At 37.5% G+C, this 26,406-nt stretch carries 18 protein-coding genes; 8 read left to right on the forward strand and 10 right to left on the reverse strand.

Annotation, left to right across the window (positions count from 1 at the left end; all coding sequences use genetic code 11):
* Genes BCG07_RS00570 through BCG07_RS00590 form a run of 5 tightly spaced genes read right to left on the reverse strand, consistent with a single transcriptional unit; the run spans position 1 to position 7,169 of the window.
* Positions 1-486, reverse strand: a complete 486-nt coding sequence (locus BCG07_RS00570) for a DNA phosphorothioation-associated 4-like protein (RefSeq protein ID WP_286888032.1) — start codon at positions 484-486, stop codon at positions 1-3.
* On the reverse strand, positions 479-2,512 hold the full coding sequence (locus BCG07_RS00575; protein WP_286888033.1) for an AAA family ATPase: 2,034 nt from the start codon (positions 2,510-2,512) through the stop codon (positions 479-481). Before BCG07_RS00575 ends, BCG07_RS00570 begins: the two co-directional genes overlap by 8 nt.
* Positions 2,506-2,706: a hypothetical protein gene (locus BCG07_RS00580; protein WP_036932994.1), complete on the reverse strand. Its 201-nt coding sequence runs from the start codon at positions 2,704-2,706 to the stop codon at positions 2,506-2,508. The genes BCG07_RS00575 and BCG07_RS00580 overlap by 7 nt, the downstream gene beginning before the upstream one ends.
* Positions 2,696-4,876: a helicase-related protein gene (locus BCG07_RS00585; protein WP_286888036.1), complete on the reverse strand. Its 2,181-nt coding sequence runs from the start codon at positions 4,874-4,876 to the stop codon at positions 2,696-2,698. The genes BCG07_RS00580 and BCG07_RS00585 overlap by 11 nt, the downstream gene beginning before the upstream one ends.
* A 16-nt stretch (positions 4,877-4,892) precedes the next feature.
* A complete protein-coding gene (locus tag BCG07_RS00590; RefSeq protein ID WP_286888037.1) occupies positions 4,893-7,169 on the reverse strand; it encodes a DUF262 domain-containing protein in 2,277 nt (758 codons plus the stop codon).
* A gap of 296 nt (positions 7,170-7,465) precedes the next feature.
* Here BCG07_RS00590 and BCG07_RS00595 point away from each other — a divergent pair, with 296 nt between their 5' ends.
* The 3 genes from BCG07_RS00595 to BCG07_RS00605 are packed head-to-tail and all read left to right on the forward strand — an operon-like array spanning position 7,466 to position 12,684.
* On the forward strand, positions 7,466-8,404 hold the full coding sequence (locus tag BCG07_RS00595; RefSeq protein ID WP_286888038.1) for a DUF4007 family protein: 939 nt from the start codon (positions 7,466-7,468) through the stop codon (positions 8,402-8,404).
* 1 nt (position 8,405) lies between these two features.
* Positions 8,406-11,804, forward strand: coding sequence for a hypothetical protein (locus BCG07_RS00600; protein ID WP_286888040.1), 3,399 nt, complete (start codon positions 8,406-8,408; stop codon positions 11,802-11,804).
* Positions 11,788-12,684, forward strand: coding sequence for a phosphoadenosine phosphosulfate reductase family protein (locus BCG07_RS00605; RefSeq protein WP_058429367.1), 897 nt, complete (start codon positions 11,788-11,790; stop codon positions 12,682-12,684). The genes BCG07_RS00600 and BCG07_RS00605 overlap by 17 nt, the downstream gene beginning before the upstream one ends.
* A 10-nt stretch (positions 12,685-12,694) precedes the next feature.
* On the opposite strand, the gene BCG07_RS00610 is transcribed toward BCG07_RS00605, so the two are convergent.
* A complete protein-coding gene (locus BCG07_RS00610; RefSeq protein WP_058429366.1) occupies positions 12,695-13,816 on the reverse strand; it encodes a cysteine desulfurase family protein in 1,122 nt (373 codons plus the stop codon).
* Positions 13,817-14,061: 245 nt separating this feature from the next.
* On the opposite strand from BCG07_RS00610, the gene BCG07_RS00615 reads away from it, so the two are divergent.
* From BCG07_RS00615 to BCG07_RS00630, 4 genes are all read left to right on the forward strand, one after another.
* A complete protein-coding gene (locus tag BCG07_RS00615; RefSeq protein WP_286888046.1) occupies positions 14,062-14,805 on the forward strand; it encodes a transporter substrate-binding domain-containing protein in 744 nt (247 codons plus the stop codon).
* A 39-nt stretch (positions 14,806-14,844) separates the two neighbouring features.
* Positions 14,845-15,582, forward strand: coding sequence for a substrate-binding periplasmic protein (locus BCG07_RS00620; protein ID WP_286888048.1), 738 nt, complete (start codon positions 14,845-14,847; stop codon positions 15,580-15,582).
* Between the two features lie 218 nt (positions 15,583-15,800).
* Positions 15,801-17,399: an ABC-F family ATPase gene (locus BCG07_RS00625; RefSeq protein ID WP_286888049.1), complete on the forward strand. Its 1,599-nt coding sequence runs from the start codon at positions 15,801-15,803 to the stop codon at positions 17,397-17,399.
* 302 nt (positions 17,400-17,701) lie between these two features.
* Entirely contained in the window at positions 17,702-18,049 is a 348-nt protein-coding gene (locus BCG07_RS00630; RefSeq protein ID WP_286888051.1) for an REP-associated tyrosine transposase, read from the forward strand.
* A gap of 1,174 nt (positions 18,050-19,223) precedes the next feature.
* Here BCG07_RS00630 and katG read toward each other — a convergent pair.
* Entirely contained in the window at positions 19,224-21,401 is a 2,178-nt protein-coding gene (gene katG / locus BCG07_RS00635; RefSeq protein ID WP_248519057.1) for a catalase/peroxidase HPI, read from the reverse strand.
* Positions 21,402-22,076: 675 nt separating this feature from the next.
* On the opposite strand from katG, the gene BCG07_RS00640 reads away from it, so the two are divergent.
* Positions 22,077-22,961 (forward strand): tetratricopeptide repeat protein, encoded by an 885-nt coding sequence (locus BCG07_RS00640; RefSeq protein WP_138741116.1) that lies wholly within the window; start codon positions 22,077-22,079, stop codon positions 22,959-22,961.
* An 814-nt stretch (positions 22,962-23,775) separates the two neighbouring features.
* On the opposite strand, the gene BCG07_RS00645 is transcribed toward BCG07_RS00640, so the two are convergent.
* The 3 genes from BCG07_RS00645 to deoD all read right to left on the reverse strand — a co-directional run bounded on the left by BCG07_RS00645 (position 23,776) and on the right by deoD (position 26,275).
* Positions 23,776-24,096, reverse strand: coding sequence for a hypothetical protein (locus BCG07_RS00645; RefSeq protein WP_006794611.1), 321 nt, complete (start codon positions 24,094-24,096; stop codon positions 23,776-23,778).
* Positions 24,097-24,104: 8 nt separating this feature from the next.
* Entirely contained in the window at positions 24,105-24,773 is a 669-nt protein-coding gene (locus BCG07_RS00650; protein ID WP_006794610.1) for a nuclear transport factor 2 family protein, read from the reverse strand.
* 800 nt (positions 24,774-25,573) lie between these two features.
* Entirely contained in the window at positions 25,574-26,275 is a 702-nt protein-coding gene (gene deoD / locus BCG07_RS00655; RefSeq protein WP_006794609.1) for a purine-nucleoside phosphorylase, read from the reverse strand.
* Positions 26,276-26,406 lie beyond the last annotated feature (131 nt).

Consider the following 26,406-nt stretch of genomic DNA (forward strand, 5'->3'; position numbering starts at 1 on the left):
TTAAAAAACCACCTCTAAATTGTCATTATTTAAACTTTGTTGTGAGCGTAGCTCGTTTCTTAACGCTTGTTCTACAATTTTCTTTTCCAATGTATCTATACCTGTTGGATCGCCGGGGCTTTCATCCATCCAACTTTGAATAATAGATAAACCCGCGTTGCAATAACCTTCAAATATCTTTACTGCATCATTTAGGTTTGCACACTTTAAACATGTAGCATTTTTCATTTTTAATAATGCTAGTAAATATATGTAAGTATCTTGTTGTGTGTTGGCATAGGTGCCTAATGTGATCTGGATTTTGTCAGAACTTACAGGTTCAAACTTATCGTTTGAGTACCCAACCATAGCTGCAAATACCATTAAATCCTTATTGTGGTTAAATATACGGCTATCCGCTTGTACTAGCTTTTCTACAAGAGGTTCATGCTTTCTATCTCTATAAACTTGGTCATCACGCCAATTTCTTTCTTCTCTTCTAGACATAATTACCTACCTTTTCAATTACGGTACGATCAACTGAGCAGTTATATTTAACAGTTGGATATTTTGTCCCTTGAATTGTTATTTCATCCTCAGCTTTAGTATCTCGATCAGCTTCAACTTCTAAAACAAGATTATATTCCATCCCAACCTTATCTCTAATATTATCTTCAACAGTACCTTGCCAATGACTAGACGATAGGAAAAAAACAACCTGCCCTACAGATTTAGGAATTGATTTAGCGACATTTCCTTTGTATTTATTATCAAGAACACCAAAAGGTGCATCTATGATAAAAGGCGCAATTGCTCCCGGTGTTAATATTTCACCAGAGGCATTCTTCCTTTCTCTCGCAAGTTCAATTAAAGAAGAAATAAATGTCAAACTTAAAAGTAGCCCTTGTCCATCACTTTCAGCTACTTGTATATCATTACGGTCAAAGAGTCTTATATCAAAAGAGTTTTTATCCATTTTTGCACGGTAATCTTGGCGTACAAACTGCCCAAGGAATGAGTTAACTTTTTCCATGATCTTCAACTCAACATTCTTCTGAGTTGAGGATAATGTATTCTCGATTGTCAACTGAACTTTTTGAGCAATGTCTTCTAACTCTCGATATTTATTAACTTCAGATGAGCTAGATTTTAGCCTCGAGATTTCCCCCCTCTTTGTTTCAAGTAAAGATGTGCACTCTTTCACTTTACGCTCTAAATTACCTATGCCTCGGTTGTCATCTCCTAAGCGCATTTGAAATTGATTTCTACGCTTTTCAAGCTCTTGGATATCTCCAATATCTTTTGCACCTTGAATTTCGATAGAGATATTTTTCAATCTTTCTTCAAATTTGCTGACATTATCTCTGCTAGAATCAATACCTTTAAGATTAAATTCAAAATCTTCCTTAGCCTGTGAAGAAATTTTCTTTATACTTCGTAGCTCAGCTTGAGCTTTCGATACTCTGCTTTCTTGTTGCGGGTCTGCGGCTGATTTTAATAGCTCTTGAATTCTATTGTATGCCTCACTCCCAACTGAGATATCTGCTCCACAAATGCACTGCGTTTCTTCTAAAATTTTATAAACGAGATTCTCGTTGTACGGAGAAGGTATGGTAGATTTAAATTCATCTTCGTCGATAAAATCTAAAACCTCAAAAGATATTTCATGAGCAAACACATTGGTCGCATATTTTTTAATTAAATTAACACGATTATTTTCGAATTTAGAAAGGTTGTTATGTGCGTCTTTTAGATCTCGTTCAGCTTGCGCTCTTTCTTTATGCTTCGCTTTAATGAACTCACTATTTGAAGAAGCAAGTTGAGTATCAATTCTTCGAATCTCAGAAGTATAACGTTCTACAGATTCGTTCTTTTCTTCGAGCCTCTTATTATCTTCTTGTAAATCTGCTTCAAGCCGATCTATATCTCTTTGAATTTTTGATATCTCACCATCTTTATCAGCTCTTTGAAGAGATTTGCTATACTCTTTCTTAATTTTTTGAACATCTTCTAAAGCGTTCTTTGCTACGGTAAAACCAAGTATCTTCTGAATTGCTTCTTTTATTTGTTTACCGCCATGCTTGCTCGTAAATGAACCAATACCCTCGCCTTGAAAAAAGAAGTAATTAGCCATATCTTTGGGTATCACAGAATTTATAAATATGTCTGGGTTAGGTACATCTTTAAAATCTCCAGCTTCAATTATGAAGACCCTAAAGGTATCTCCAGTTACAGGGCCATAAGCTCTTTGTACTGAATAATTTGTTCCTTCCTCTTCAAACTCAATTTCAACTTTGTAATTTTGTAGCCCTTCAGCTTTAGCCGCATTATTTATTAAACTTCTAGGATCTTTAAAATTAGGTGTAAAAGTATTGAAAAAACACCATAAAATTGCATTTAATAGGGCAGTCTTACCAACTCCATTTTCGGCGTGAATTAGAGTGACGTTTTTATCTTCGTTAGTAGAAAAATGAATCGTTTGATCACCATAAAATTGACGGAAATTTGTTAGTACTATTTTCTTAATTAGCATATATCACCTTTTTTCCTTGCATTTTCTATAAGTTCACGTATCAATCGAAGCCGATTGTTTGAACTTGCTTCTCCATAGACATGCTTTCTTTCAACATTTATAATTGATGATGTTAATTCCTTTAGAGCCGTAGGTTTCTCAACTTCCTTAGCGGCTTCCTGAAACATTTTTTCTAATTCAGATTTAGATGTCATAATACAATCCTATTTGTTCTAATTGCTTCTCAACTTGCAGCTTATTGTCAGCCAAAAGTAAAAAATCATTTACTCTTTCCATTTCAGCAGATATTAATTTTTTTGATGCTGGTTGCTCAAAGTCAGAATTCGGCAATACTATAAAGTCATAGATAATTGCTTTTCTTTTATTGGGAAAGCGTCTTAAAACCCGACCTCTCCGTTGAACATATTGGCGAGGATTTCTTGTGCTAGAAAGTATTACAGCAGTTTGGCATGCGGGAACATCAATACCTTCATCTAAAACTTTCATAGCTACTAGAGCGTTAATAGCTTTATCTTTGAATGCTTCCATTACGTTTTTACGTTCAGCACTATTTATTGCGCTAGTGAATTGAGAAGTCTTCCATCCGTTCTTATAAAGTACATCAGACACTTGGTCAATTACCTTACAATCATGTGCATCTTCATCCTGTTTAAATGGCTTCCCCTCGCCTGCATAAAATAAGGTTAAGTTTCGCATTGACTCAGGAATCATAGAGCTGAGTTCACTCAACTTTTTTAACTTGTCAGAAGCCGAACCGAGCAGTCTACTTCGTTGACCACAAAAAATAGTTAATTTCTCTTTGTCATCTTTACTTAGTTGGGCACCAGATTTAGTGATAATTGAAGAGATTTTTTCCGATAACTCTTCAAAAGCCTCCTGCTCTGCATCGTTTAGATAAACAGGAACCAAGTGGTAATCATAGGGTGTTAATATTTCGTCATGTATTGCATCACCAAGCCCATATTCAGCCACGATGTCACCGTAATATGAGAGCAAATTCTCTCTAGATACATTAGGAAACATAGAATCAATTTCATCATCGTCACTCCTAAAGGGCGTTGCTGATAACCCCATTCTAAAATCTGATAAGGGCAATAAGCTATTAATCTTATTAGAGCCATGGTTGTGGCACTCATCGCCAACGAACATCATACTTTTAGGGTTTATTGAAGATACAACTTGTTGAAACTCATTTGAAGCCAGAGTTCTATTGACCACTACTAAACAAATGAAATCTTTTATACCAGCATTAAATGTTGCGATAGACTCTTGAACACTGGGCAACCAGCTATTTCTCGCGTTGTAACATTTATGAGAGCTAATTCCAAAATCCAATAAATTTTCACCCCATTGACTTGCAAGCTCTATGTAAGGAACTGCAATAATTAAACACAAACCTCTATTTTTATTTTTAAGCGTTTCATAAACTTTTACAGCGCCATATATTGATGTGACAGTTTTACCAGAACCTGTCGCTAATTTGAGAATTCCTTTATAACCATTAGCCCTCCACTTTTTTAAAGCCACTTTTTGATGGTCTTTGACTTTAAATTTATGGCCATTTAAAAAGTCAGGAACATTAGGTGTGTTTTTAGTGTTTGTGTTTATTTGCTCTACTTCATATTTTGCTATTTGTTCTTCGATTCCTTTAATATCAAGCAATGAAAACGTTTTAAGTTTAGGAGAGCTTTCTACGTACTTAGATACTTCAGCATAAAAGTCAGAGCCAATATCGACTACAAAAGTATTTTTTTGTTCGCTATTCCAAAGTTTTTCAAACCCTTCTTGGTAGACTTTTCCATATGCTTCAAATAACTCCGGCTCCCAACTTTTGTAAACACTTATTGATTCAGCATTTAGATGCTCAAACATTCCAGATGGGGTTTCATTAGCAGAGCCTTGAAAAACGACAGCATCTCCATAAGAGTCATAAATAATGCCGACTTTTTCGTGGTACATTCCAGCTCTTCTAAACGCGAATTTTATTTCTAGCCTGCCTGATGCAATCAAAATGGCTAACAACTCTAGACTTTTTGATGAAACATCTTTATCTGAATGAATCCACTGTAGTAAAGTTGCTGTATATTGCTGTGCTAATTCTAAAGGAGAAGTAACTGCATAACGAATTGCTTCAAACTCTTCCCGCTCTAAAGGGTGGCCAATGATCAATCGCATGGTTCCATTTGACTGAATTATAGACCCCAATCCTCTTAAATTTGCGGCTAAAATAGAAGGAGAAAAATAACCTACTGCCCTATCATATTTTACAGCCTTTGATAAAACAGGTTTGTAGAAATCATGAAATAAATCATCATCACCTGTTCTATAAACATGTTTTAAAAAAAGACCCTTTAAACTAGACATTCGATACTCTACCTGCTCACTTTATCCAAGGCCAAAGGTTATCCCAAGCATGGCTTAACATATCTTCAGCACGCTGCATTACCGTATCTTGTCGCCAAAGCCCTTTTACATTTGTTAGAGGTTCTAAAAAGTTCAAATAGGCTTTATCATTTACAGTTACACTTTTTTTAGTCAAATTTTTATATAGTTCTAGCTTTGAGTGCCAATCTTTATTTGAAGCTTCTGAATTATCCCCTCGAGGTAAAATAATTAGATTACCAATTGTATCTACCAGTTTGTTTTCATCTAAAGAAGAATCCCACTCACTATTGATGAATGTTTGTGGGGCTATGTGCTCAATGGTGAACTGGTTACTACCTTTTGTTTTGAAGTCAGACCAACGATGATACGTTAATAGTGGAGAAGTATTTTCTTTACCTTTGATTGTCCTAGAAGGGTCTTTTTCAGAAATAGTTACATCATGCATTGCACTCAAAAGTAACATTCTACAAATGCCTATTTGTTTCCCTGATTTATAGACAGGAGTTGTTTTAGCTTTAGAGATCCACGCTTCCTTTAGCTTACCTTCATTGGTATCTGACGTAATAAACTTAGAGTTCAAATCAGCAATAATCATTGAAACAATTTCTTGCTTTACATCTGAAGGCGCTAATTGCCTTTGCAAAATTTGCGAATAAATTCTTTTATAAACGCTATCAATACCATCCGTGCCATTAGTTGCACTGCGTCTAATGACCCAAAAAGCAGCTAACATTTTTATGACATCAACGAATAACTTTTGTAACTCTATATTTTTTTGATCATTTCTCAACAGGTGATAAAAGTAAATCAGTACACCTCTACTGATATCATGTCCTGTATCAATTAAAAGTTCCAAACAAGCATTAACTTGAAGGTGCTCATCCTGTGGTAGGTTAATACTCTGAAAATTTATGTCCGTTTTACAAAGCCAAGTTTTAAAAAGAAAATCTGTAGTGCTAGATAAAACCTTCAAATAATTTTCTTTTTCTATTTCGCTTTTTTGTTGTTTAAAAGAGCTAAGTAAGAACGTACGTTGGTTACTTATATGGTTACCGCATGCAGAACCACTTTGCACATAAGAAAATGCGTCTATTACTTTTTGGGTTAACTTTTGTTTTTGGGCAGAATCAGAAATCGAATTTAAATAGTTATCTATTTCTTCGAGGTCATCGCACGTACTTTCTTTTATTGTTTTTTGTAAGTGCTCTATAACTTTAGGTCTGAATGTTTCATATGCAGTTAGTGGCTCCCCTGTTGTATTGAGAGCCTCAAACATATCAAATGCGTAATTTTCACTTGTTACTGCAACAAATGTCACGCAAACTCTTTCTAATAGGTAGCTAGAAAACAACTGAAGGTACAAAGATTTCTTTACGTCAGTGTCTATTTCATTACCAAATAATTGAATTAAGCTTGATGCTTGAAAATTTAAGACTTTTGCGTATTTCTCTTCCTCTAAAGCGCTCAATTCAACTACATTAGCTTCGCTCCAACAAAAACCTTTTTCAACAGTAACCAACTGTTTATCAATTTCCTTGATATTATCAGATACCACTTTGTACTTTTCATCTGAGATAATATCTAGGTCAAATACTTCATATGTTTTATTCTTCTTGCCTTCGACAATATTTTGATGGAATTTAAATAAATAGCTGGCAAGTGGAGAGTCATATTTAGCAGCTTTAGGTTTCTTACCCCAACAATCTACTAAACCTCTAATAATTTTAGGGTAGTATCTGTAATCTTCATCAAACTCAGAATTAGTGTCATGCATAAAAAACTGTAAGCGTGAAAGTGTTTGATTTAAACGATCTACTTGTTCTGAAATTACATCACACTTCGCTTCAAGTTCTTCGTTTTCTTCGTCTTTTAAAAATTCTTTTTCATGCTTATTTTTTAATTTTTCTAGTTTCACTTTCGCCAAAGCAATTTTTTCATAAAGGCGTGTACACAATAATAAAATGGTAGTTAAGCGTTGCTGGCCATCAATAACTAAACGAACTGCATTAGGTAAATGACCTGCTTTTTTAGGCTCTACACTTTCACCATGCATATCCGTAACAGTTAATAGTGCGCCTAAAAAGGTAATTGCATCTTCGGCTTTATAAAGTGACTCAATGCCGCTTTTAATATCTTGGACAAATCGTTTTACGTTTTCTTTATTCCACGAATATGGTCTTTGGTAGGCAGGCATGTAATAGCAAACACCTGGATCTGAAATAACGCCGTATACTGATTTTGGCATCGAGGAAAATACTTTATCTAATTCCATTCTATTACCTATGCTATATTAGAATACTACCTATTTTCTGAATCTGTTATAGGTACTTCAAATAAAACTATGTATATCAACAGCTAATAAATACATATTAGGTTACGAGACTATCCATAGTTCAAGAGTGTATAAATCCAATATACATCATAATCAATGACAACTGAACAGTTGTTTATAATGTTCTCGAACTAAAGTCGCGCTATTTTAGCTGTTACATCTTTAATTTTCACTTCCTTCTCATAATATAAGCGTATAACATACGGCTGGATAATTTCTCCAGGAGCAGTTTAAGCATGAAAGCTAAGTTCACAGGGCATGACACCTTCCCTTTACGCTATGGATGGCTATTTAAAGCTATTAATCACTTGAATAATAAAGGCAATTTTTCTTCTAACGAAGAAAGTATACGTCATTCTATTGTTGAATTAGGTGTAGGCAAGAATATGGTTAAGGCGATTCAGTATTGGGCTGAGTCGGCTAACGTAATAGAAAAAATAAGCAAAAGTGAAACAGCTCATTCTGTAGCAAATAACGGAAAGTTTTTATTTGGTGATAAAACTATAGCTGGTCACGACCCTTTTTTAGAGCTTCCTGGTTCTGTATGGCTTATTCATTTTTGGCTGAACTTTAACAACATGAGCTTAACTGCCTATCGTTACTTTTTTAACTACTCTAATGTTCAATATTTTGAAAAAAGTAAACTAGTAGATGACTGTTACGACGATGCTAAGCGCTTAGTTAAAACAGAAATAGGTAACCTAAGCACATTAAAAAAAGACGTAGATTGTTTTTTAAACACTTACAGCAAAAAACAAAAAAATAGTACAGCAAAAAAAGCTGTAAAAGTTGATGAAGACCATTTTACATCGCCTTTAGCTGAATTAAATTTAGTACAAGATAATGGTGGCGGCTTTTATGTAAGTAACCTTGCTGAACGCCCTGAGCTACCTGTTGAAATATTTATTTATGCGTTGCTTAAGTTTTTTAACGAGGAAACAAAAGATTCTAACGTAAGCACTGTTGATTTTGATTCGTTACTTACTAAACCTTGCTCACCTGGCAGAATATTTAGGCTCTCTGAGTCTGGGCTGGGGCAAAAGTTGGATGAAGCACAAGGCTTTACAAATAAGAATGTAACTTGGGTTGATTCTTTAGGTTTACGTCAAGTAAGTGTATCTGATGATATAAAGAATAATGCGATCGATTACTTAAAAATGTACTACGGTAAATAACATGTCTGAATCTTTAATTACAATAAATCAACGCTACAAAAGTTCGACACGAATTGATACCGAGAGTACTGATTTTTCTCCATTTATAGATGAATTTGTACTACATGGTACAGCTATAAATGTACTTGATACTATTAGTCGCGAATTTGAAAATAGTACACAACGTGCTTTTACAATTACAGGCCCTTATGGGTCGGGTAAATCTACCGTTGCTTTGTTTTTATCTTGCTTGCTCTCTACCGACACAAAACAACGTAGTTATGCCCTAAAAAAATTAAATAACAGTCAAAGTGTTATTACCGATTTTGAGAAGCGCTTTGCGTTAAAAAACGGCTGGCAAACTGTTAAACATGTTTGTGGTTTAGAAGCCCCAGCAAACAGTATTTTAGTCAGCTTACTTAATGCATTTAACCAAGATTTTGACTCAAAAGAAATTGCTGATTTTGATGATGATAAATGCTTAGCAGAAATAAAAAAGATCCTACAAAAACCAAGTAAAAATGAAGACGGTGTTTTAATTTTACTTGATGAAATGGGTAAAGCTTTAGATTATCAATCTCGTGAAAACAAAGATTTACATTTATTTCAATCTTTAGCCGATATTGTGCAGCAGGCAAAACGACCTGTTTTACTTATGGGCTTTTTACATCAGGCGTTTTCTGACTACGCTAAAAACAAAGATGTTAAAACTCAAAAAGAATGGAGCAAAGTACAAGGGCGCTATCGCGACTTAAGCTTTAACCCATCTATTGACGAGTCTTTAACGCTAGTAGGTGATTCTATATATAGAGCACCTAAAGTGGAAGATGCAATAGAGTCTAAATACGCCGACTTAATTAGTACTGTCAGCGGCGCTTTTACAAACCAGAATAAAAACAAGCATGCACTTAGCAAAACACTGCCACTAGACCCTATTGTTAGTTTATTGCTTGGCCCTGTTTCTCGTCGTCGTTTTTCACAAAACGAACGTAGCTTATTTGGTTTCTTAGCATCCCACGAAAAATATGGGTTTAGAGAATTTTTAACTGAAAACTATACAAGCCTAAATGAAGAGCTTGCTTTGTATCGCCCTGAAATGTATTGGGATTACCTTTACCATAATTTACATCACCTAATTGTTACCTCGCAGGACAGTAAAGCATGGCTCGAAGGCTCTGATGCTATTTATAGAGCAGAGCAAAAAGGTGACGAACTTCATATTGCCATTACCAAGCTTATAGCGTTATTAACTATTTTTGGCTTTCATCATCAGTTACATGCTAAACGAAGTTTCATTAAAGATTACTTTGTTTGCCGTGGTTATAAGGTGAATGATGTTGATGATGCAATTAAAGAGTTAGAAGCACGTACTGTAATTATTTACCGTCAAAAACACGATGCTTTATTTGTGTTTCAGGGTAGTGATATTGATATTAATAACCTTATTAGTGAGCAAATTGAGGTTATTAGCGAAGGCGTTGACTGGACAGAAGCATGCGCTGCACCACAAAATATTTTAGCAACAGCCCATTACCATAAAACCGGCACTATGCGCTGGGCTACCACCAAATTATTAAATAAGTTTGATACCACTGCATTTGAAACGTTTGTAACTAAACCAAAAACAGGTGAGGCATTCACTTACTTTGTTTTACCAACAAATCCCGAGGTTGCCAAAACTCTTAAAGAAAACGCGAAAGAAATGCCGTTTTCGGCAATAGGCACGCTCAAAGATTTTACAAACTTAAAAACGGCGGCTATTGAGTTAATAGCACTTCGTAAGATTTTAAAAGAAGAGAAAAAGATCACTCACGATTTAATTGCTAAAAACGAGCTAGAAAGCCGAATAAAGTTTGCACAAGCGAATGTAGACAGTGAAATAAAGAATGCATATACAAATGCTAGCTGGTCATACTGTGGTAAAAAATTAGCAACATTACCTTTAGCCACAATAGCCTCTGATATAGCTGACAAGATATTTCATAAATCTCCATCTGTTATTAATGAGTTAGTTAACCGCTCTAAACCTTCAGGTAGTGCAAACAGTGCTATTCGTAAGTTAATGAATGCTATGTTTGAAAATGGTGATGAGAAAGACTTAGGATTTGATGACAAAGCATTCCCGCCAGAAAAAGGCCTTTATCTGTCTTGTTTAAAAAGTAAAGGGTGGCACTGTGAAACCCCTGAAGGTTATTTATTTCCAAGCAGTTGGACTAACGAAGCAATTGCAGCAAACCCTAAAATGCATGCTTTATTTGAGAGCGGCTTTGAGTTTATCAAGAACAATTCTTCCAAACAGCATGTAACCTTGGCAGAGCTTTATGAAATGTGGATGTTACCTCCATACGGTTTAACAGCTGGCTTATGCCGAATTTACGGATTAGCTCTTTTAAAATCATTAGAAGGCCAAGTTGCATTTTATGATTGGGATTCAACAAAACAGTTTGTATTTATTCCTGAACTCGATGAAGAACTCGTAAATAAGATTTATAAATACCCAAGTGAAGCAGCAGTGAGGTATTTTGAAATATCAGAAATTCAAAGTCACTTATTAGATAACCTTGCGAAAGCGACTTTAGGTGAAGGTACAAATAACGCTGCAATTTTAAATATTGCAAAACATATTGTAGGCATTATTCATAAGCTACCTACGTGGGTTAAAAAAACAAGTGGCGAAAGCTTTACAAGTTCAGGCGAAAACGGCCTTACTAAACAAGCAAGAGACTTTAGAAACAAAGTAATAGCAGCGAACGACCCCTACAAACTTATTTTAGATGATTTGCCTACTGTTTTTGGGTTTAAGAAAGATGACCCTGATGTGGAAGAAAAATTAGGGAAAAACCTGAAAACTGCAATAGAAGATTTAAGCGCTCAGCATGAAATACTGTTAAATGGCTTTAAACAAATTATTGTTAATATGCTTGGTGAAGATTTTAATACTGCTTTAAAAGAGCGCTGTGACGTTGTTGAAAAAGAAGCTAAACGCCCTAAGGTTAAAGACTTAGCTAAGCGTTTATCACAGTATATTGATGGCAAAACCAAATTTGAATTTGTAATTAATATATTAACCGGTGTGCCTGAACGCAACTGGACAGATAAACATTTACGAAGTGGATTAGACGAGCTACAAAATTTATGTGTACAGTTCAGGCGTATAGAGTCATTCAGTAATTTTAGTACTCAAGGTTCCTCTAAACCTCTCGCCTTTATTACAACAGATAAAAAAGGTAATCATCAAGAGTTTAGTAGCTTTACTAAGCATGATTTAGCTGCTGATGATGATGTACAATCGGCTGTGAATAACATAGAAGACGCTATCGCAAAAATGCCGAAAGAAAAGCAACTAGCAGCACTTACAAACTTATTAACTAATTTGATGGATCAAACAGAAACTGAGGTGCTAGATGACGGAAAAAGTTAAACATGTTTTAGGCCTCTCTGGCGGTAAAGACAGTAGTGCTTTGGCATTATTTGTTAAAGAAACTTACCCGGAATTAGATGTAGAATACTTTTTTACTGATACGGGTTATGAACTGCCAGAAACTAATGAGTTTATTGACCAGCTTGAGGAAAAGCTTGGTTATATACACCGCTTAAATGCGCGTTCGTTAAATAATATTGAAGGGCGTGGCGAGAAAGATTTTGCCCACCTTTTAAAAGAGCATGGTAATTACTTACCTTCTCAACGCGACCGTTGGTGTACCGTTCAGATGAAATTAAAACCATTTGAGCAGTGGCTTGATGGCTTTATCCAAGATGGTTACAAAATAAAAAACTATGTAGGGATTAGAGCTGACGAACCTGACCGCTCTGGTTACATGACGATTGAAAAGCCAATTGAATCTGTTTTCCCTTTTAGAGAACATGGCATAGTTAGAAGTGACATTGAAAATATATTACAGCGCAATGGTTTAGAACTACCTGAATATTATAAATGGCGCTCTCGCTCCGGTTGTACATTTTGCTTTTACCAAAGAAAAATTGAATGGGTTAAGCTTATGGAAAAGCACCCTGATTTATTTGAAGAAGCCAAAGCTTTTGAAAAAGGCGATGACAACAATACGACTGTAGGCGAACGTTTTTATTGGATGGGCCAAGGCCAACCACTAGAAACGCTAGAAGACCCAGCAGTACAAAAGCGTATTATTGAAAACCACGAGAAGAAAGTAGCCCGCTTTAATAAGAAAAAGCGCCGTAATGCACTTTTAGGCGACTTTGAAGGTGTATGTGAGTTCAACGAACTAGATGATATTTATGACGAAGCCGAAGGCGGTGGAGCCTGTGTGACGTGTTATAAATAATATTAAGCGGCTAAATAGCCGCTTTTTTTATGGCGCTAACTAACAGATCTATATCAATAGTTGTTATTTGGTTCGTAAAGCTTATACGAAAAGTATACTCAGCCTCTTCACGACTTAAGCCTAATGCGGTTAATACATGTGAGGCTTCAATTTCTTTAGAAGAACATGCAGAACCTTGAGCTAAACAAAAAGTGTCTTCATTATCTCTTACTAAAACACCAATGTTTGTTTTGGGTAATGTAAGTGAAACTATATGTGGTAGCGCTTCTTTGTTTCCATTTATAGAGAAGGAAATATCAGATTGAACGAGTTGTTCTAAAAAGTAACTGCGTATCTGTTTATTAGCAAAATTTTTATAAGATTGTGGAAAAGAGTTTATAGCTTCACCGAACCCTAAGATTAACGGAGCAGCAACAGTTCCGCCTCTTACCCCTTGTTCTTGCCCTGCCCCATGTATTACTGGCATAACATTTCTTTTTCTTAAGTCACGAATATAAACCGCACCAATACCCTTTGGGCCACCTATTTTGTGTCCTGAAAACGACATAATATCCACATTTATATCGTCTACATCTATCTCTGTTTTTCCAAAACTTTGTGCTGCATCGCTATGAAACAGAATGTTGTTTTCAAAACAAATTTGACCAATCTCTGAAATTGGATTTACAGTCCCTAACTCATTATTTACGTGCATAACAGAAACAAGAGCAGTAGAAGGGCGTATTGCATCTTTTATATTTTTTGGCTCAATTATTCCTTCACTATTAGGCATAACTATGGATATTTCGAAACCTTGTAGCTTTAAATACTCGCATATTGCAAAAATACATTTATGCTCAATCGCGCTTATCACTATATGGTTTTTTTCTTTAGGATGATCGCTACTAAGTAAAAGGCTTTTAAGGGCAATGTTATTAGACTCTGTAGCACCGCTAGTGAAAATGATTTCACTAGGATAAGCTCCGATTATATCTGCAAGTTCCTCTCTAACTTCATCAACTCTTTGTAAAGCTGCTTCACCTAAAAGATGCCCAGATGCGGAGTTAGCATAACAATCATCAAAGGCGTTTATTAAAGCTATTTTGACTTCGGGAAGTAGTGGATGCGAAGCTGCTGAATCAAGATATATCATTTTATTAATCCTTAATCTGAGACCTAAAGAATAACATAATGTACTTGTAATAGATCAAAACCAAATTATCAAAAGCATTTATTCATACATTTGAAATAGCTCCATAAAGACGAAATTATGCCTGATTTATAAATACATAACTTTTTACAGCCCGTAATGTTATTTACATGCTTATACAAAATTTGCTACCAAATTTTTAGGCTGGTTTATACTGTACGTATTGCGTCGCTAGCATGAGGGATATAATGCATAGATTAAAAAAATACGGCTTGTATTTGTTAGTAGCCCTCTCTTTTGGGAGTACGGCTTGCGAAAAAAAGTTTTTTGTCGCGTCGCACGATACCTATTGGCCGCCTTACGTTGTTAATGTAGACGGCCACGCACAAGGTAAAGAAGTAACGGCGCTTTGGCTTATTTTTGCGGGGTCGCCTTACTGTGTCCAGGTTGAGTTTTTACCCAATACAGAGCGCGCATTTGTTGAACAAACTAAAGGCCGAATGGATTTAGGCTGGGCTGCCAGCTTTACTGAAAAACGTGCAGAGCATGTTTATTTTTCGGATAGTTACCGCAACGAGGTGATGTGGCTGTATCAGCATAAAAATAAACAATATAATGTTAAAAACCTGCAAGATGCGCTTGAACAGGGCTACACCGTGGCCGCCCATGTAGGGAGTTATTACGGCGAACAATTTGAGCACTTAAAAAGTATTTATCCAAAACAAATTATTTTTACCGGTGCAGCAAAAACGCGTTTTGCTTTATTAGCTAAACAACGGGTCGATTTTATAATTGAAGACCAGTTAGTGGGTGAGTACTTTATTAGCCAGTCAAACAATATTAAGCGAGTTAATACCACAACCTATGTTAATAAGGGCTCTATTCATTTAATGCTGAGTAAAAATACGTCTACTATGCAAGATGTTATTGAGGTTAATAAATTAATACAAAGCCATAAGGCACAATTAGCAGAACTGTTTGAAAAATTATAACTAAATACACACTAAAAACCGTTTACAAAAGGCTGTAGTTTGAAAATATTATTGTTTATAACCCTTTTTACTTTTAGTGCATTTAATGCCTGGGGATGCACTAAAACGTTAACAGTAGCTACTAACGAAAGTTACTGGCCGCCTTATGTAATTTTAAAAAACAATACGCTGGGCGGGGTTGAAATAGACGTACTAAAGGCTATTTTTAAAAGCTCACCTTATTGCTTAAATTTTAGTGTGTTACCTAGCTCGTTACGTGCATTTGAAGAGCTGAAACAGGGCCGTGTTGATTTAATTTTTGCCGCCAGCAAAACGGCAGAGCGCGCTGAGTATGCCCACTTTACGCTACCTTACCGTGTTGAAAAAATGCTGCTATATAAGCACGCCAGTTCGCCTAATGTGAATAGCATTAACGCGTTATTTAAAAAATCGCTTACGGTGGGTGTAAACAGAGGAAGTGTTTTTGGCGATGCATTTGAACAACTACGCACGCAGTATGCAAACCAAGTGGTGCTTACGGAGGAGTCTAAAAAGCGTTTTACTTTGCTTAATAAGCAGCGCATTAATTTTTTAATTGATGATTCGTTAGTGGCGCAATATTTTACAAAGCAGTATTCAAACATTATGCCTGCACCATTGGTTAAGCCCATAAACGTTAATAATGTGCATTTTATGCTGAGTAAAAAAACGGTTACTGCCGACGATATAGCGGCTATTAATTCGTATATTACTAACAATAAAGCGGTTATTGAGCGTATTTACCAATCACACCAGTAAATTTACTTAGTTAACCTCCTTTACTTGCTAGGCAAATTTTAAGGCTTTTGCACCGTTTAAGTGCGTTTAAGGTTGGTTATAAATTAGCTGCCTTTTACCTTTCATTAATTGTGGCTGATCTGTATAATTCGCCAGCTAATTTACCCTATTGCTTGATGTTGTTTGTGGCCTTTTGCTACAGCAAGCTCCTGTCAGTACTCATTCTAGGATTACCCTTTTTGATCTCCACCGCAAATATTACGATGCAGTTTGGCGCAGAGCCGTTGTTTGAAAACATTTCAGCTAAATTTGGTAACGGTAACCGTTACGGTTTAATTGGCGCTAACGGCTGCGGCAAGTCGACCTTCATGAAAATTTTAAGCGGTGCGCTTGTGCCTAGCTCGGGTAATGTGTCGATTACCCCGGGGTTAAAAGTAGGTAACCTTAGCCAAGACCAGTTTGCATTTGAGCAATACACGGTGGTAGATGCGGTAATTATGGGCGACGTTGAGCTTTGGAAAGTAAAGCAAGAGCGCGAACGTATTTATTCGTTACCAGAAATGAGCGAAGAAGACGGTATGAAAGTGGCCGACCTTGAAAGCGTTTTTGCCGAAATGGACGGTTACACCGCCGAAAGCCGCGCTGAAGAAATACTAATAGAAGCGGGTATAGATAAAGAGTTTCATTATGGGTTAATGGCTAACGTTGCCCCAGGTTGGAAACTCCGTGTGCTTTTAGCACAGGCGTTGTTTGCAAACCCAGATATACTGCTACTCGATGAGCCTACCAATAACTTGGATATTCATACCATTACGTGGCTTGCTGATGAGCTTAATAAACGTAAATGCACCATGATTATTATTTCGCATGACCGCCACTTTTTAAACTCGGTATGTACACACATGGCCGACATTGATTACGGTGAGCTGCGTATTTACCCTGGTAACTACGAGAAGTTTTTAGAAGCGGCAGGCTTGCAGCGCGAGCAGCTGTTAGCCGAAAACGCTAAAAAGAGCGCCGAGATTGACGAGCTACAAGACTTTGTTAACCGCTTTGGTGCTAACGCATCTAAAGCTAAGCAAGCAAGTTCGCGCGCTAAAAAAATGGATAAAATTAAGCTTGATGAAGTTAAAGCGTCAAGCCGTATGAGCCCATCGTTAAGTTTTGACGAAGGCAAAAAAATGTACCGCCAAGCGCTTGAAGTTAACAAGCTCGGCCATGGTTTTGATGGTGAAACATTATTTAGTGGCGGTGAGTTTTTACTAGAAGCTGGTGCAAAGCTTGCGGTAATTGGCGAAAACGGTGTGGGTAAAACTACTTTTTTACGCTGTTTAGTTAACGAGCTTAAAAGTAACGAAGGCGAAATTAAGTGGTCTGAAAATGCGAGCTTTGGTTACTGCCCGCAAGACAGCACTAAAGATTTTGATAACGATTTAACGTTGTTTGATTGGATGTCGCAGTGGCGTACGGCCAAGCATAACGATTTAATGGTACGTGGCATGTTAGGCCGTTTGTTGTTTACCGCAGACGATTCAAACAAAAAAGCGCGTAACTGTTCAGGTGGTGAAAAAAACCGTTTGTTATTTGGTAAGTTAATGATGCAAGACGTGAACGTGCTTGTAATGGACGAGCCAACAAACCACATGGATATGGAAGCCATTGAGGCGTTAAATAATGCGCTTAAAGACTTTGCAGGTACGCTTATTTTTGTAAGCCACGACCGTGAGTTTGTGTCGTCGTTAGCTACGCGTATTATTGATATTAAAGATAAGCAGGTTATTGATTTTCAGGGTACGTTTGACGAGTACCTTGCAAGCTGCGAAGAGAAAAAAGCATAAACCCTTTGGTGTTTAGTGTAAAAGGCGCTTAGTTAGCGCCTTTTTTGTGCTTGGTTAAATGCATTAGTAAACAAGTAATTAAATCATCACCAAGAGGTAATTAACTATTGTTCGTGTTTTTTTGTAGCGCTGAGAAGCTTTCACTTCTAACGTGAGCAAGCTCTACGTCTACAAAATAGTGTTTTGTTTAAAGTAACTTGTAGACGCGCAGCTTGCTGGCGTGAAAAAGCAAGGCTTTTTAAAACTTGTTTTAGATTAATTCTTATCTATGTTTATACAAAGCCAAAATATATTCCTTTCCTATGCATGACTCCTCAAAATTATTAGCACATCGTTTTTCAAATAATAATCAGTTCTACTCTGTGACTATATGCTGCATAAATAGAGCACCTCTATTTAAAAAATTTGGCAATGCATGTATTGCAGCAATGGCTATTGTGGATATGCAAAATAAAGTAAATACAATTTGTTATGTATTAATGCCTGATCATCTCCATTGGTTATTTCAGCTTAAAGACTGCTCACTAGCTAACGTAATAAAAATCTTTAAAAGTGTAACGACTGTAAAAATAAATAAGCTAAATGAAACAACAGGCAAGATTTGGCAGCAAATTTATTTTGAGCATCAGCTTCGTTCTGAAAAAGATTGAATTAATCAAGCTCGTTATATTGTTGCTAACCCACTAAGAACTGGCATAGTAAAAAGTGTCGGGCAATATCCATTTTGGGATTGTATTTATTTAAATTAAATAGCATGTAAAACAAGAAGCTATCGCTTCTAACGTGAGCAAGCTCTACGTCTACAAAATAAGTTAACCCTACTTACTTTGGCTACTCATTTACTCCTCATTCGCTTCTCTTTGTGCGTTACCATTTTAAAAGCCCATTTTTCACAAAGAGGTTTAGAGGCGCTGCGCTTTAGAGGTAGAGCTTATTGAACTGACATAGTTGCATGAGCAAACTCGGCGTGTAAAAACCAAACTTAGGATTGGTTTTACTCTTCTCATTTACTCCTCATTCACTTCTCTTTGTGCATTACGGTCTTAAAAGCCCATTATTCACAAAAAGGTTAAATTAACCTGCTGACGTGCTTTGCTTTCGTTTAATACCAACGTTTTACATTTAGTTAATTTATTCGTAAAAGTGATTGTTTTACCACCGAGAAGTTAAGGAGAAGAGCAGGAGCAGTGACTAACCAATATTTTTAACTCAGTGTAGCGCGAAGCGCCTCGGTGCGCTCTGTGGTGATAACAGATCACTTAACCTGTCATTTTTTACTACTCATTCACTTCTCTTTGTGCATTAAGATTTTAAAAGCCCATTAATCACAAAGAGGTTAAGAGACGCTGCGCTTTAGAGGTAGAGCTTATTGAACTGACATAGTTGCATGAGCAAACTCGGCGTGTAAAAACCAAATTTAGGATTGGTTTTGCTCTTCTCATTTACTACTCATTCACTTCTATTTGTGCATTACGGTCTTAAAAGCCCATTATTCACAAAAAGGTTAAATTAACCTGCTGACGTGCTTTGCTTTCGTTTAATACCAACGTTTTACATTTAGTTGATTTATTCGTAAAAGTGATTGTTATACCACCGAGAAGTTAAGGAGAAGAGCAGGAGCAGTGACTAACCAATATTTTTAACTCTGTGTAGCGCAAAGCGCCTCGGTGTGCTCTGTGGTGATAAAAAATCACTTAACACTATTCAATTTGTCTGCTCATTTACTCCTCATTCACTTCTCTTTGTGCAATTCGGTTTTAAAGCTCAGTTTTTAAAAACAAAAAAGGAGCATTGCTGCTCCTTTTTAACTGTTTCTTAGGTTTATTAAATATCAAACCTGTCGGCGTTCATTACTTTTACCCATGCATTTACAAAGTCGTGAACAAAACGGGTTTTATTATCGTCTTGTGCATAAAACTCTGCCAGTGCGCGTAAAATTGAGTTTGACCCAAATACTAAATCTACGCGTGTTGCGGTCCATTTAGTTGCACCGCTTGCGCGGTCAACAATGTTGTAAAGGCCATTACCTGTTGGCTCCCAGCGGTTTGCCATGTCGGTTAGGTTTACAAAAAAGTCGTTACTTAACGTTCCTACATTGTTTGTAAATACGCCATGTTGTGTGCCGCTATGGTTTGTGCCAAGCATACGCATGCCACCCATTAAAACCGACATTTCTGGTGCTGTTAAACCCATTAGCTGGCTGCGCTCTAGTAGTAACTCTTCTGCAGACACAACGTAGTCTTTTTTCAGCCAGTTTCTAAAACCGTCGTGAATAGGTTCAAGTACGTCGAACGATTCGGCGTCGGTCATGTCGTCGGTTGCGTCTCCGCGCCCTGGCGCAAACGGTACGTTAACCTCTACCCCTGCGTTTTTAGCGGCTTGTTCAACAGCTGCTGTGCCGCCAAGTACAATTAAATCGGCCATGCTAACAGGTTTACTTAACCCAGCTTGTACTTTTTCAAGAGCCGTTAACACACTTGCTAAGCGTTCTGGTTCATTGCCTTGCCACTCTTTTTGCGGTGCTAAACGAATACGTGCACCGTTTGCACCGCCTCGGTGATCAGAGCCTCGGTACGTACGCGCACTGTCCCATGCGGTGTTAATTAAATCGCTGGCGCTTACGCCGCAATTAAGTAGTGTTACTTTTAAATCGGCGATTTCAGTATCTGTTAGAGTGTAATCAACGCTTGGAATTGGGTCTTGCCAAATTAAGTCTTCGCTTGGTACATCGGCACCTAGGTAGCGCGCTTTTGGCCCTAAGTCGCGGTGCGTAAGTTTAAACCATGCGCGAGCAAACACGTCTGAAAAGTATTCAAAATCGTTATGAAAACGCTCAATTATTTTGCGGTACGCTGGGTCCATTTTCATGGCCATGTCGGCATCGGTCATAATTGGGTTTAAGCGAATTGATGGGTCTTCTACATCGACCGGCTTGTCTTCTTCTTTAATATTTACAGGTTCCCATTGGTGAGCGCCTGCTGGGCTTTTTGTCAGTTCCCATTCGTAATTTAAAAGAAGGTCACAGTAGCCATTATCCCATTTTGTTGGGTGTGTGGTCCACGCACCTTCAATGCCCGATGTCATTGTATCGCGGCCAATGCCCCGTGTTTTGTGGTTGTTCCACCCCATACCTTGCTCTGAAATATCAGCCGCTTCTGGCTCTGGGCCAAGGTTTGACTCTTTTCCGTTACCGTGTGTTTTACCTACTGTGTGGCCACCTACGGTAAGCGCTGCCGTTTCTTCGTCGTTCATTGCCATGCGGGCAAACGTTTCGCGTACTTGTGCTGCGGTTTTAAGCGGATCGGGTTTGCCGTTTACCCCTTCTGGGTTTACGTAAATTAGGCCCATTTGAACAGACGCTAACGGGTTTTCCATTGTGTCGGGTTTATCAACATTTTGGTAGCGTTCGTCGCTTGGTGCTAACCATTCTTTTTCGGCGCCCCAGTATACGTCTTTTTCTGGGTGCCAAATGTCTTCACGGCCACCGGCAAACCCAAAGGTTTTTAAGCCCATTGATTCGTACGCCATGTTGCCCGCTAAAATAATGAGATCGGCCCACGAGAGTTTGTTACCGTATTTCTTTTTAATTGGCCAAAGTAAGCGGCGCGCTTTGTCGAGGTTGGCGTTATCGGGCCATGAGTTTAAAGGGGCAAAGCGTTGATTAGCCGTGCCACCGCCGCCACGTCCGTCAGATAAACGGTACGAACCTGCCGAGTGCCATGCCATGCGGATCATTAAACCGCCATAGTGGCCCCAATCGGCTGGCCACCAATCTTGGCTTTGGGTCATTAAGTTTTTTAAATCGGTTTTTACGGCTTCTAGATCTAGGGATTTGAATGCTTCAGCGTAGTTAAAGTCGCTACCGTATGGAGAGCTTTTTGTATCGTGTTGATGAAGGATGTCGAAATTAAGTGCATTTGGCCACCAATCTGTGTTTTGGCCTGCTGTTTGTGTATTGCTGCCATGCATTACCGGGCATTTGCCAGCGCTAGAGTTACTCATTATTTAATCCTCTTGGTCTAAAATAAAATACATAAGCAATGGCTAATTTGTTTAGGTATTACTATTTTTAATTCATGCAAATGTTGCTTAATCAATTGTTTATATACTTGTACTTATTTTGAATTATCAATATAGGCTTATTATTTGAGCTATGCCAACAAATGCACCGTATTTAAAACGATTGGACCGATTTGTATTTTTGATTGGTATTTAAAAACTAGCATTTAAAAATTTTTGATCTTTTTTTAAATAACGATGATCGAATTAAAAAGTAGCGGCGTAATGGTATGTGAAGGGTTTGAAAGTGGCTTTGGTTTACCACAGCGCACATAGGAATACCCCCCTTCACCATGAAATTGTAGTTATAACGTTAAAGGTGTATTACTAAGCCCAATACACCTTTACTTTATAACTCTAATTTACCTGTTTTTTGTTAGCTGATTTTTATTAGCTAACGGTAGTTAAGTTTTCTCTAACCTTTGATGTTTTAGCAGTTTCAGCCAGCTCACCCAGAGCTGGTTTTTTTTGCCTAAAATTTATTACTGCACACTGCTTTAGTGATAATAATTTATAATGTGCTGTAATCTCGCCTTCAAAACAAAACCCGCCCTAGTGAGTTTAAGTTGTGCGTGTTAATATTATTTTTGCAATTTATTATTTTATTTGGGCATGTTGATGCGTTATTACTTTTATTTACTATGTATTTGTTTTACTTTATTTTTAACGTCGGCTAATGCGGCTGAGCAACAAACAGAAGCCCCCTCAAAGCTACAAGAACAGCAAGCGCTCGAGCAACTTAAAGAGCCTATGTATAAACCGCTTATGGAACGCTACATTTTAGATGAGCTAAAAGCGGTTCGCCAAGATCAGCAAAAGTTACGCGAAGATGTAACTAAACAAGTAACGCATGCGCAGTTAGACACGGCCGACAGAGCCCTTACTTACACTACCGATACTATAAATAATGTGTTTTTTATTATTACCGCGACGGCATCTATTTTGGTACTTGTTGGCTGGAACTCGCTGCGCGATGTTAAAAATAAAGTAGAAGATATTGTAAATACCCGTGTGAGTGTTATTACGGACGAATACGAAGACCGATTAAAAATTCTAGAAGAAAAACTGCGCGTTCGTTCGGAAGAAATACTTAGTAACCAAGAACGTATATCGATTACAAATGAGGTTCACTCGTTGTGGATGCGCGCAAATTTAGAAAGTGATTATGCTAATAAAATCGAGATTTTTGATGAAATTTTAAAGCGTAAACCTGAAGACGTTGAGGCTATTGCTTACAAAGCTGATGCCCTGCTTGAAATTAATCAAACCGCCAAAGCGATTGATTTATGTAACCAAGCAATTGATATAGATAGCGATTACGGTTATGCGTATTGGCAACGCGCGTGTGCGTTTGCGTTAATACACGAACACGCCGATGCGCTGGCCGATATAAAAATGGCACTTGAGTATTCACCTAACTTACGTAATGAGTTACTCCACGAAAGTGCATTTGCAAGCCTTCACGATAATAATAGCTTTAATACTATTGTGGCAGGCGAGTAAGTTTAGCTTGCTTATATAGTTTGTAAAAAAGAGCGAAAGCTCTTTTTTTATGGCTGTAATAAAGTCCTGTGCTTTGTGTATTAAGGTTTTAAAAGATTATTATTCACAAAGAGGTTAAGAGGCGCTGCGCTTTTAGAGTTAGGGACTAAGTAATTTAATATTTGACCTGAAATGAGAAGCGGCGCTTCTAACGTGAGCAAGCTCTACGTCTACAAGACAAGGCTAAGCATTGCCCATATCATTATGTTTTCTCATTTTCTTCTCATTCTGTTCTCTTTGTGCATTTAAATTTTAAAGCCCATTATTCACAAAGAGGTTAAGAGACGCCGAGCTTTTAGAGGTAATGAAAATCCTTATATTCACAATGCCGTGGCTGAATACAGCCTGTAGAAGCGTTTTAGTTATGCTATAAAAGTGATTGTTTGGACTTCCCAGTTTTACCACCGAGAAGTGAATGAGAAAAAAGGAGCAGTGACTAACCAATATTTTTTAACTCTGTGTAGCGCGAAGCGCCTCGGTGCACTCTGTGGTGGTATGTATTTTTAAGTAATAAGAAGCTACGCTTCTAACGTGAGCAAGCTTTACGTCTACAAGACAAGGCTAAGCATTGCCCAGATCATTATGTTTTCTCATTCGCTTCTCTTTGTGTATTACTGTTTTAAAGCCCATTATTCACAAAGAGGTTGAGAGACGCTGCGCTTTTAGAGTTAGGGACTAAGTGATTTGATAAAGGATTACGTAAGCAGGCTTTAGGTATAAAGCATACGTACTCAGTATACCTTAGCCGCTTTACTTATATTTGAAGCTTTAGCTGTTAGCGTTTAAAGTACAAATCGATTGCTTTGGTGAGTAGCTCGTCGAGTTGCTCTTCAAAGCCATCCATATCGATTTCAAAGTGACTAAAGTACTTTCTAACCTGCAATTGCGATAGATTACGGCTTTTTACGCTGTATTGGCGTTCGTCTTTTTGTTTATCGTAACGCGGTAAAAAAACGAATTGTGCATAATAAGGTGACTTAATATGCTTGTTAGCATAACGACAAAAATCTTCAATATGTTGTGCGCCTTCGGGGCCTAAACAACCGGGCTCTACTCGGTACATTAAGCGAAGTTTTTTGTCGTCAGTAATTTGCATAATAATCCTTAACGAAAAAATAATACGCGAATTATTTTTCCGTTTTTAATTTGATAGCTCGATACAAGCTCTGAGCGTTTATCTATTACGTTCTCGTCTGCTGAGCAGGTTTCTGATAGCTCATGGTCTATTACTATATCACCATGGACTATGCGTTTAATTGGCGATGAGTGAATACACTTTAGCTTTTTAAACATTAAACCATAACGTGCTATTAGTTTTTCTTTTCCTTTAAATAATAGCTCATTGGGGAAAATATAAAACTCTACATCTTCATCGTAAACACGAATAAACTCTTCAATGTTGCGCGCGTTATAGGCTTTTATAAGTTGTTCAACCACAGCAAGTGATTCGCGTGATTGCTTGGCTTTGGCTTGCTGTTTAGCTGTTAAGGCCTCTTTTGCTTGGGCTACTGCTTTTTCTGCTTCGGCTACGGCTGCTGCTTTTTCTATTTTATTTTTAGGCTTTTCAACTGGTTTTGGTGTTTCATCGCCTAACACTTTTGAGTCGTCTGGTTTGGTTGGGTCAACAACCGGTTTTTTAAGCTCAGGGGCTTTGTATTCTAGTGTGTTTACTTTTTCATCCGCTTTTTGCTGATCGGTAGTAGACTCTGTGGCATAGCTATTTACTGCTAGCGTAAAGGTAAATAAAGCAAAAAAAATAGATAACGATTTCATAACTTTCCTAATAAAAACACTAAGCGTGTACTGTATTGCAACATAGCAAATTTTAACGTTTTCGGGTAGCAATTAAATAAATGACCTTGGCTTTCATAGCGAAGTTTAGCTTGAGTTTAACCCAGCTTTAAAATAACTTTGTTAAACACATAATTTTTAATGATGGTATGAAAAGTGATTGCTTCACCTCCAAGAAGTAAAGGAAAGGACAGAAGCCGTGACTAGTTGTTACTCCTGTTTTCTCGGTGTAGCGCGAAGCGCCTTGGTGCACCCGGTGGTGATACCTTTTTAAGTAACAAGAAGCTACGCTTCTAACGTGAGCAAGCTCTACGTCTACAAATCAAAGCTAAACTATGACCTGTTCACTTTGTCTTCTCATTTACTCCTCATTCGCTTCTCTTTGTGCATTAAGATTTTAAAACCGATGATTCACAAAGAGGTTAAGAGGCGCTGCGCTTTTAGAGATAGTGACTAAGTGATTTAATATTTGACCAGAAGTGAGAAGCTACGCTTTTAACGTGAGCAAGCTCTACGTTTACAAAACAAGGCCAAACTATGTCCTGTTCACTTTGTTCTCTCATTTTCTTCTCATTCTGTTCACTTTGTGCATTACGTTTTTGAAAGATTATTCACAAAGAGGTTAAGAGACGCTGCGCTTTTAGAGTCTGGTACTCATGATTTTATAATTATTAAGGCATAAAAAAAGCCGCATAAAATGCGGCTTTGGAGGTTAGTCTCACTTCACTTTGGGCGTGTCTCCAAAACTTAGTGAATACGTTACCAAGGAACTGTTTTATTGATTAGATAGACTCTAATGCAATTTTAACCATTTCGTTAAACGTGCTTTGACGTTCATCGGCTGGTGTTGCTTCGCCAGTGATCACGTGGTCGCTTACGGTAAATAATGCCATTGCGTTTGCGCCGTACTCAGCTGCAACGCCGTATAAACCGGCTGTTTCCATATCTACAGCTAGCACGCCTAACTTATCTAAATCTTTGTAGAAAGTGTCGTCTGCTTGGTAGAAAGTGTCGGTTGTGAATACGTTACCTACTTTTGCTTTAATACCTAGCTCTTTTGCTGCATTAACGCCGTTTAAAAGTAGGTCGAAGTCTGCAATTGCAGAAAAGTCGTAACCACGAACACGTGCACGGTTTACGTTTGAGTCTGTGCTTGCACCTTGTGCAAAAATTACGTCACGGATTTTAATGTCGGTACCAATACCGCCACATGTACCAATTCGTATAATGTTTTTTACGCCAAAGCTAACAATTAGCTCACGTGCATAAATAGACATTGATGGAATACCCATGCCTGAACCCATAATGCTTACTGGCTTACCTTTGTAAGTACCTGTAAAGCCAAACATGTTGCGTACACCAGTTACTTGTACTGCATCATCTAAAAAGTTTTCAGCAATATATTGCGCACGTAGCGGATCGCCTGGCATTAAAACTGTTTCGGCGAAATCACCAACATTTGCATTTATATGAGGAGTACTCATTCGTTGTTTCCTTTTTATTTTGGCGCGTTTAATTGAGTTAAAAAGCTGTCGCCATATTCAAGCTCAGACAAGTTAAACCACTGTGCTAGTGTTTGACCAATATCTGCAAAACTGTTTCGTTCACCTAGCGG

The sequence above is a fragment of the Pseudoalteromonas sp. ESRF-bin5 genome (assembly GCF_002632075.1).
Lineage (GTDB): Bacteria > Pseudomonadota > Gammaproteobacteria > Enterobacterales > Alteromonadaceae > Pseudoalteromonas > Pseudoalteromonas marina.

Coding starts and splice junctions, on each gene's coding strand:
- BCG07_RS00605 (WP_058429367.1), top strand. CDS start 11,788: ATGACGGAAAAAGTTAAACATGTTTTAGGCCTCTCTGGCGGTAAAGAC.
- BCG07_RS00570 (WP_286888032.1), bottom strand. CDS start 486: ATGTCTAGAAGAGAAGAAAGAAATTGGCGTGATGACCAAGTTTATAGA.
- BCG07_RS00590 (WP_286888037.1), bottom strand. CDS start 7,169: ATGGAATTAGATAAAGTATTTTCCTCGATGCCAAAATCAGTATACGGC.
- BCG07_RS00595 (WP_286888038.1), top strand. CDS start 7,466: ATGAAAGCTAAGTTCACAGGGCATGACACCTTCCCTTTACGCTATGGA.
- BCG07_RS00615 (WP_286888046.1), top strand. CDS start 14,062: ATGCATAGATTAAAAAAATACGGCTTGTATTTGTTAGTAGCCCTCTCT.
- BCG07_RS00630 (WP_286888051.1), top strand. CDS start 17,702: ATGCATGACTCCTCAAAATTATTAGCACATCGTTTTTCAAATAATAAT.
- katG (WP_248519057.1), bottom strand. CDS start 21,401: ATGAGTAACTCTAGCGCTGGCAAATGCCCGGTAATGCATGGCAGCAAT.
- BCG07_RS00600 (WP_286888040.1), top strand. CDS start 8,406: ATGTCTGAATCTTTAATTACAATAAATCAACGCTACAAAAGTTCGACA.
- BCG07_RS00610 (WP_058429366.1), bottom strand. CDS start 13,816: ATGATATATCTTGATTCAGCAGCTTCGCATCCACTACTTCCCGAAGTC.
- BCG07_RS00645 (WP_006794611.1), bottom strand. CDS start 24,096: ATGCAAATTACTGACGACAAAAAACTTCGCTTAATGTACCGAGTAGAG.
- deoD (WP_006794609.1), bottom strand. CDS start 26,275: ATGAGTACTCCTCATATAAATGCAAATGTTGGTGATTTCGCCGAAACA.
- BCG07_RS00585 (WP_286888036.1), bottom strand. CDS start 4,876: ATGTCTAGTTTAAAGGGTCTTTTTTTAAAACATGTTTATAGAACAGGT.
- BCG07_RS00575 (WP_286888033.1), bottom strand. CDS start 2,512: ATGCTAATTAAGAAAATAGTACTAACAAATTTCCGTCAATTTTATGGT.
- BCG07_RS00640 (WP_138741116.1), top strand. CDS start 22,077: ATGCGTTATTACTTTTATTTACTATGTATTTGTTTTACTTTATTTTTA.
- BCG07_RS00580 (WP_036932994.1), bottom strand. CDS start 2,706: ATGACATCTAAATCTGAATTAGAAAAAATGTTTCAGGAAGCCGCTAAG.
- BCG07_RS00650 (WP_006794610.1), bottom strand. CDS start 24,773: ATGAAATCGTTATCTATTTTTTTTGCTTTATTTACCTTTACGCTAGCA.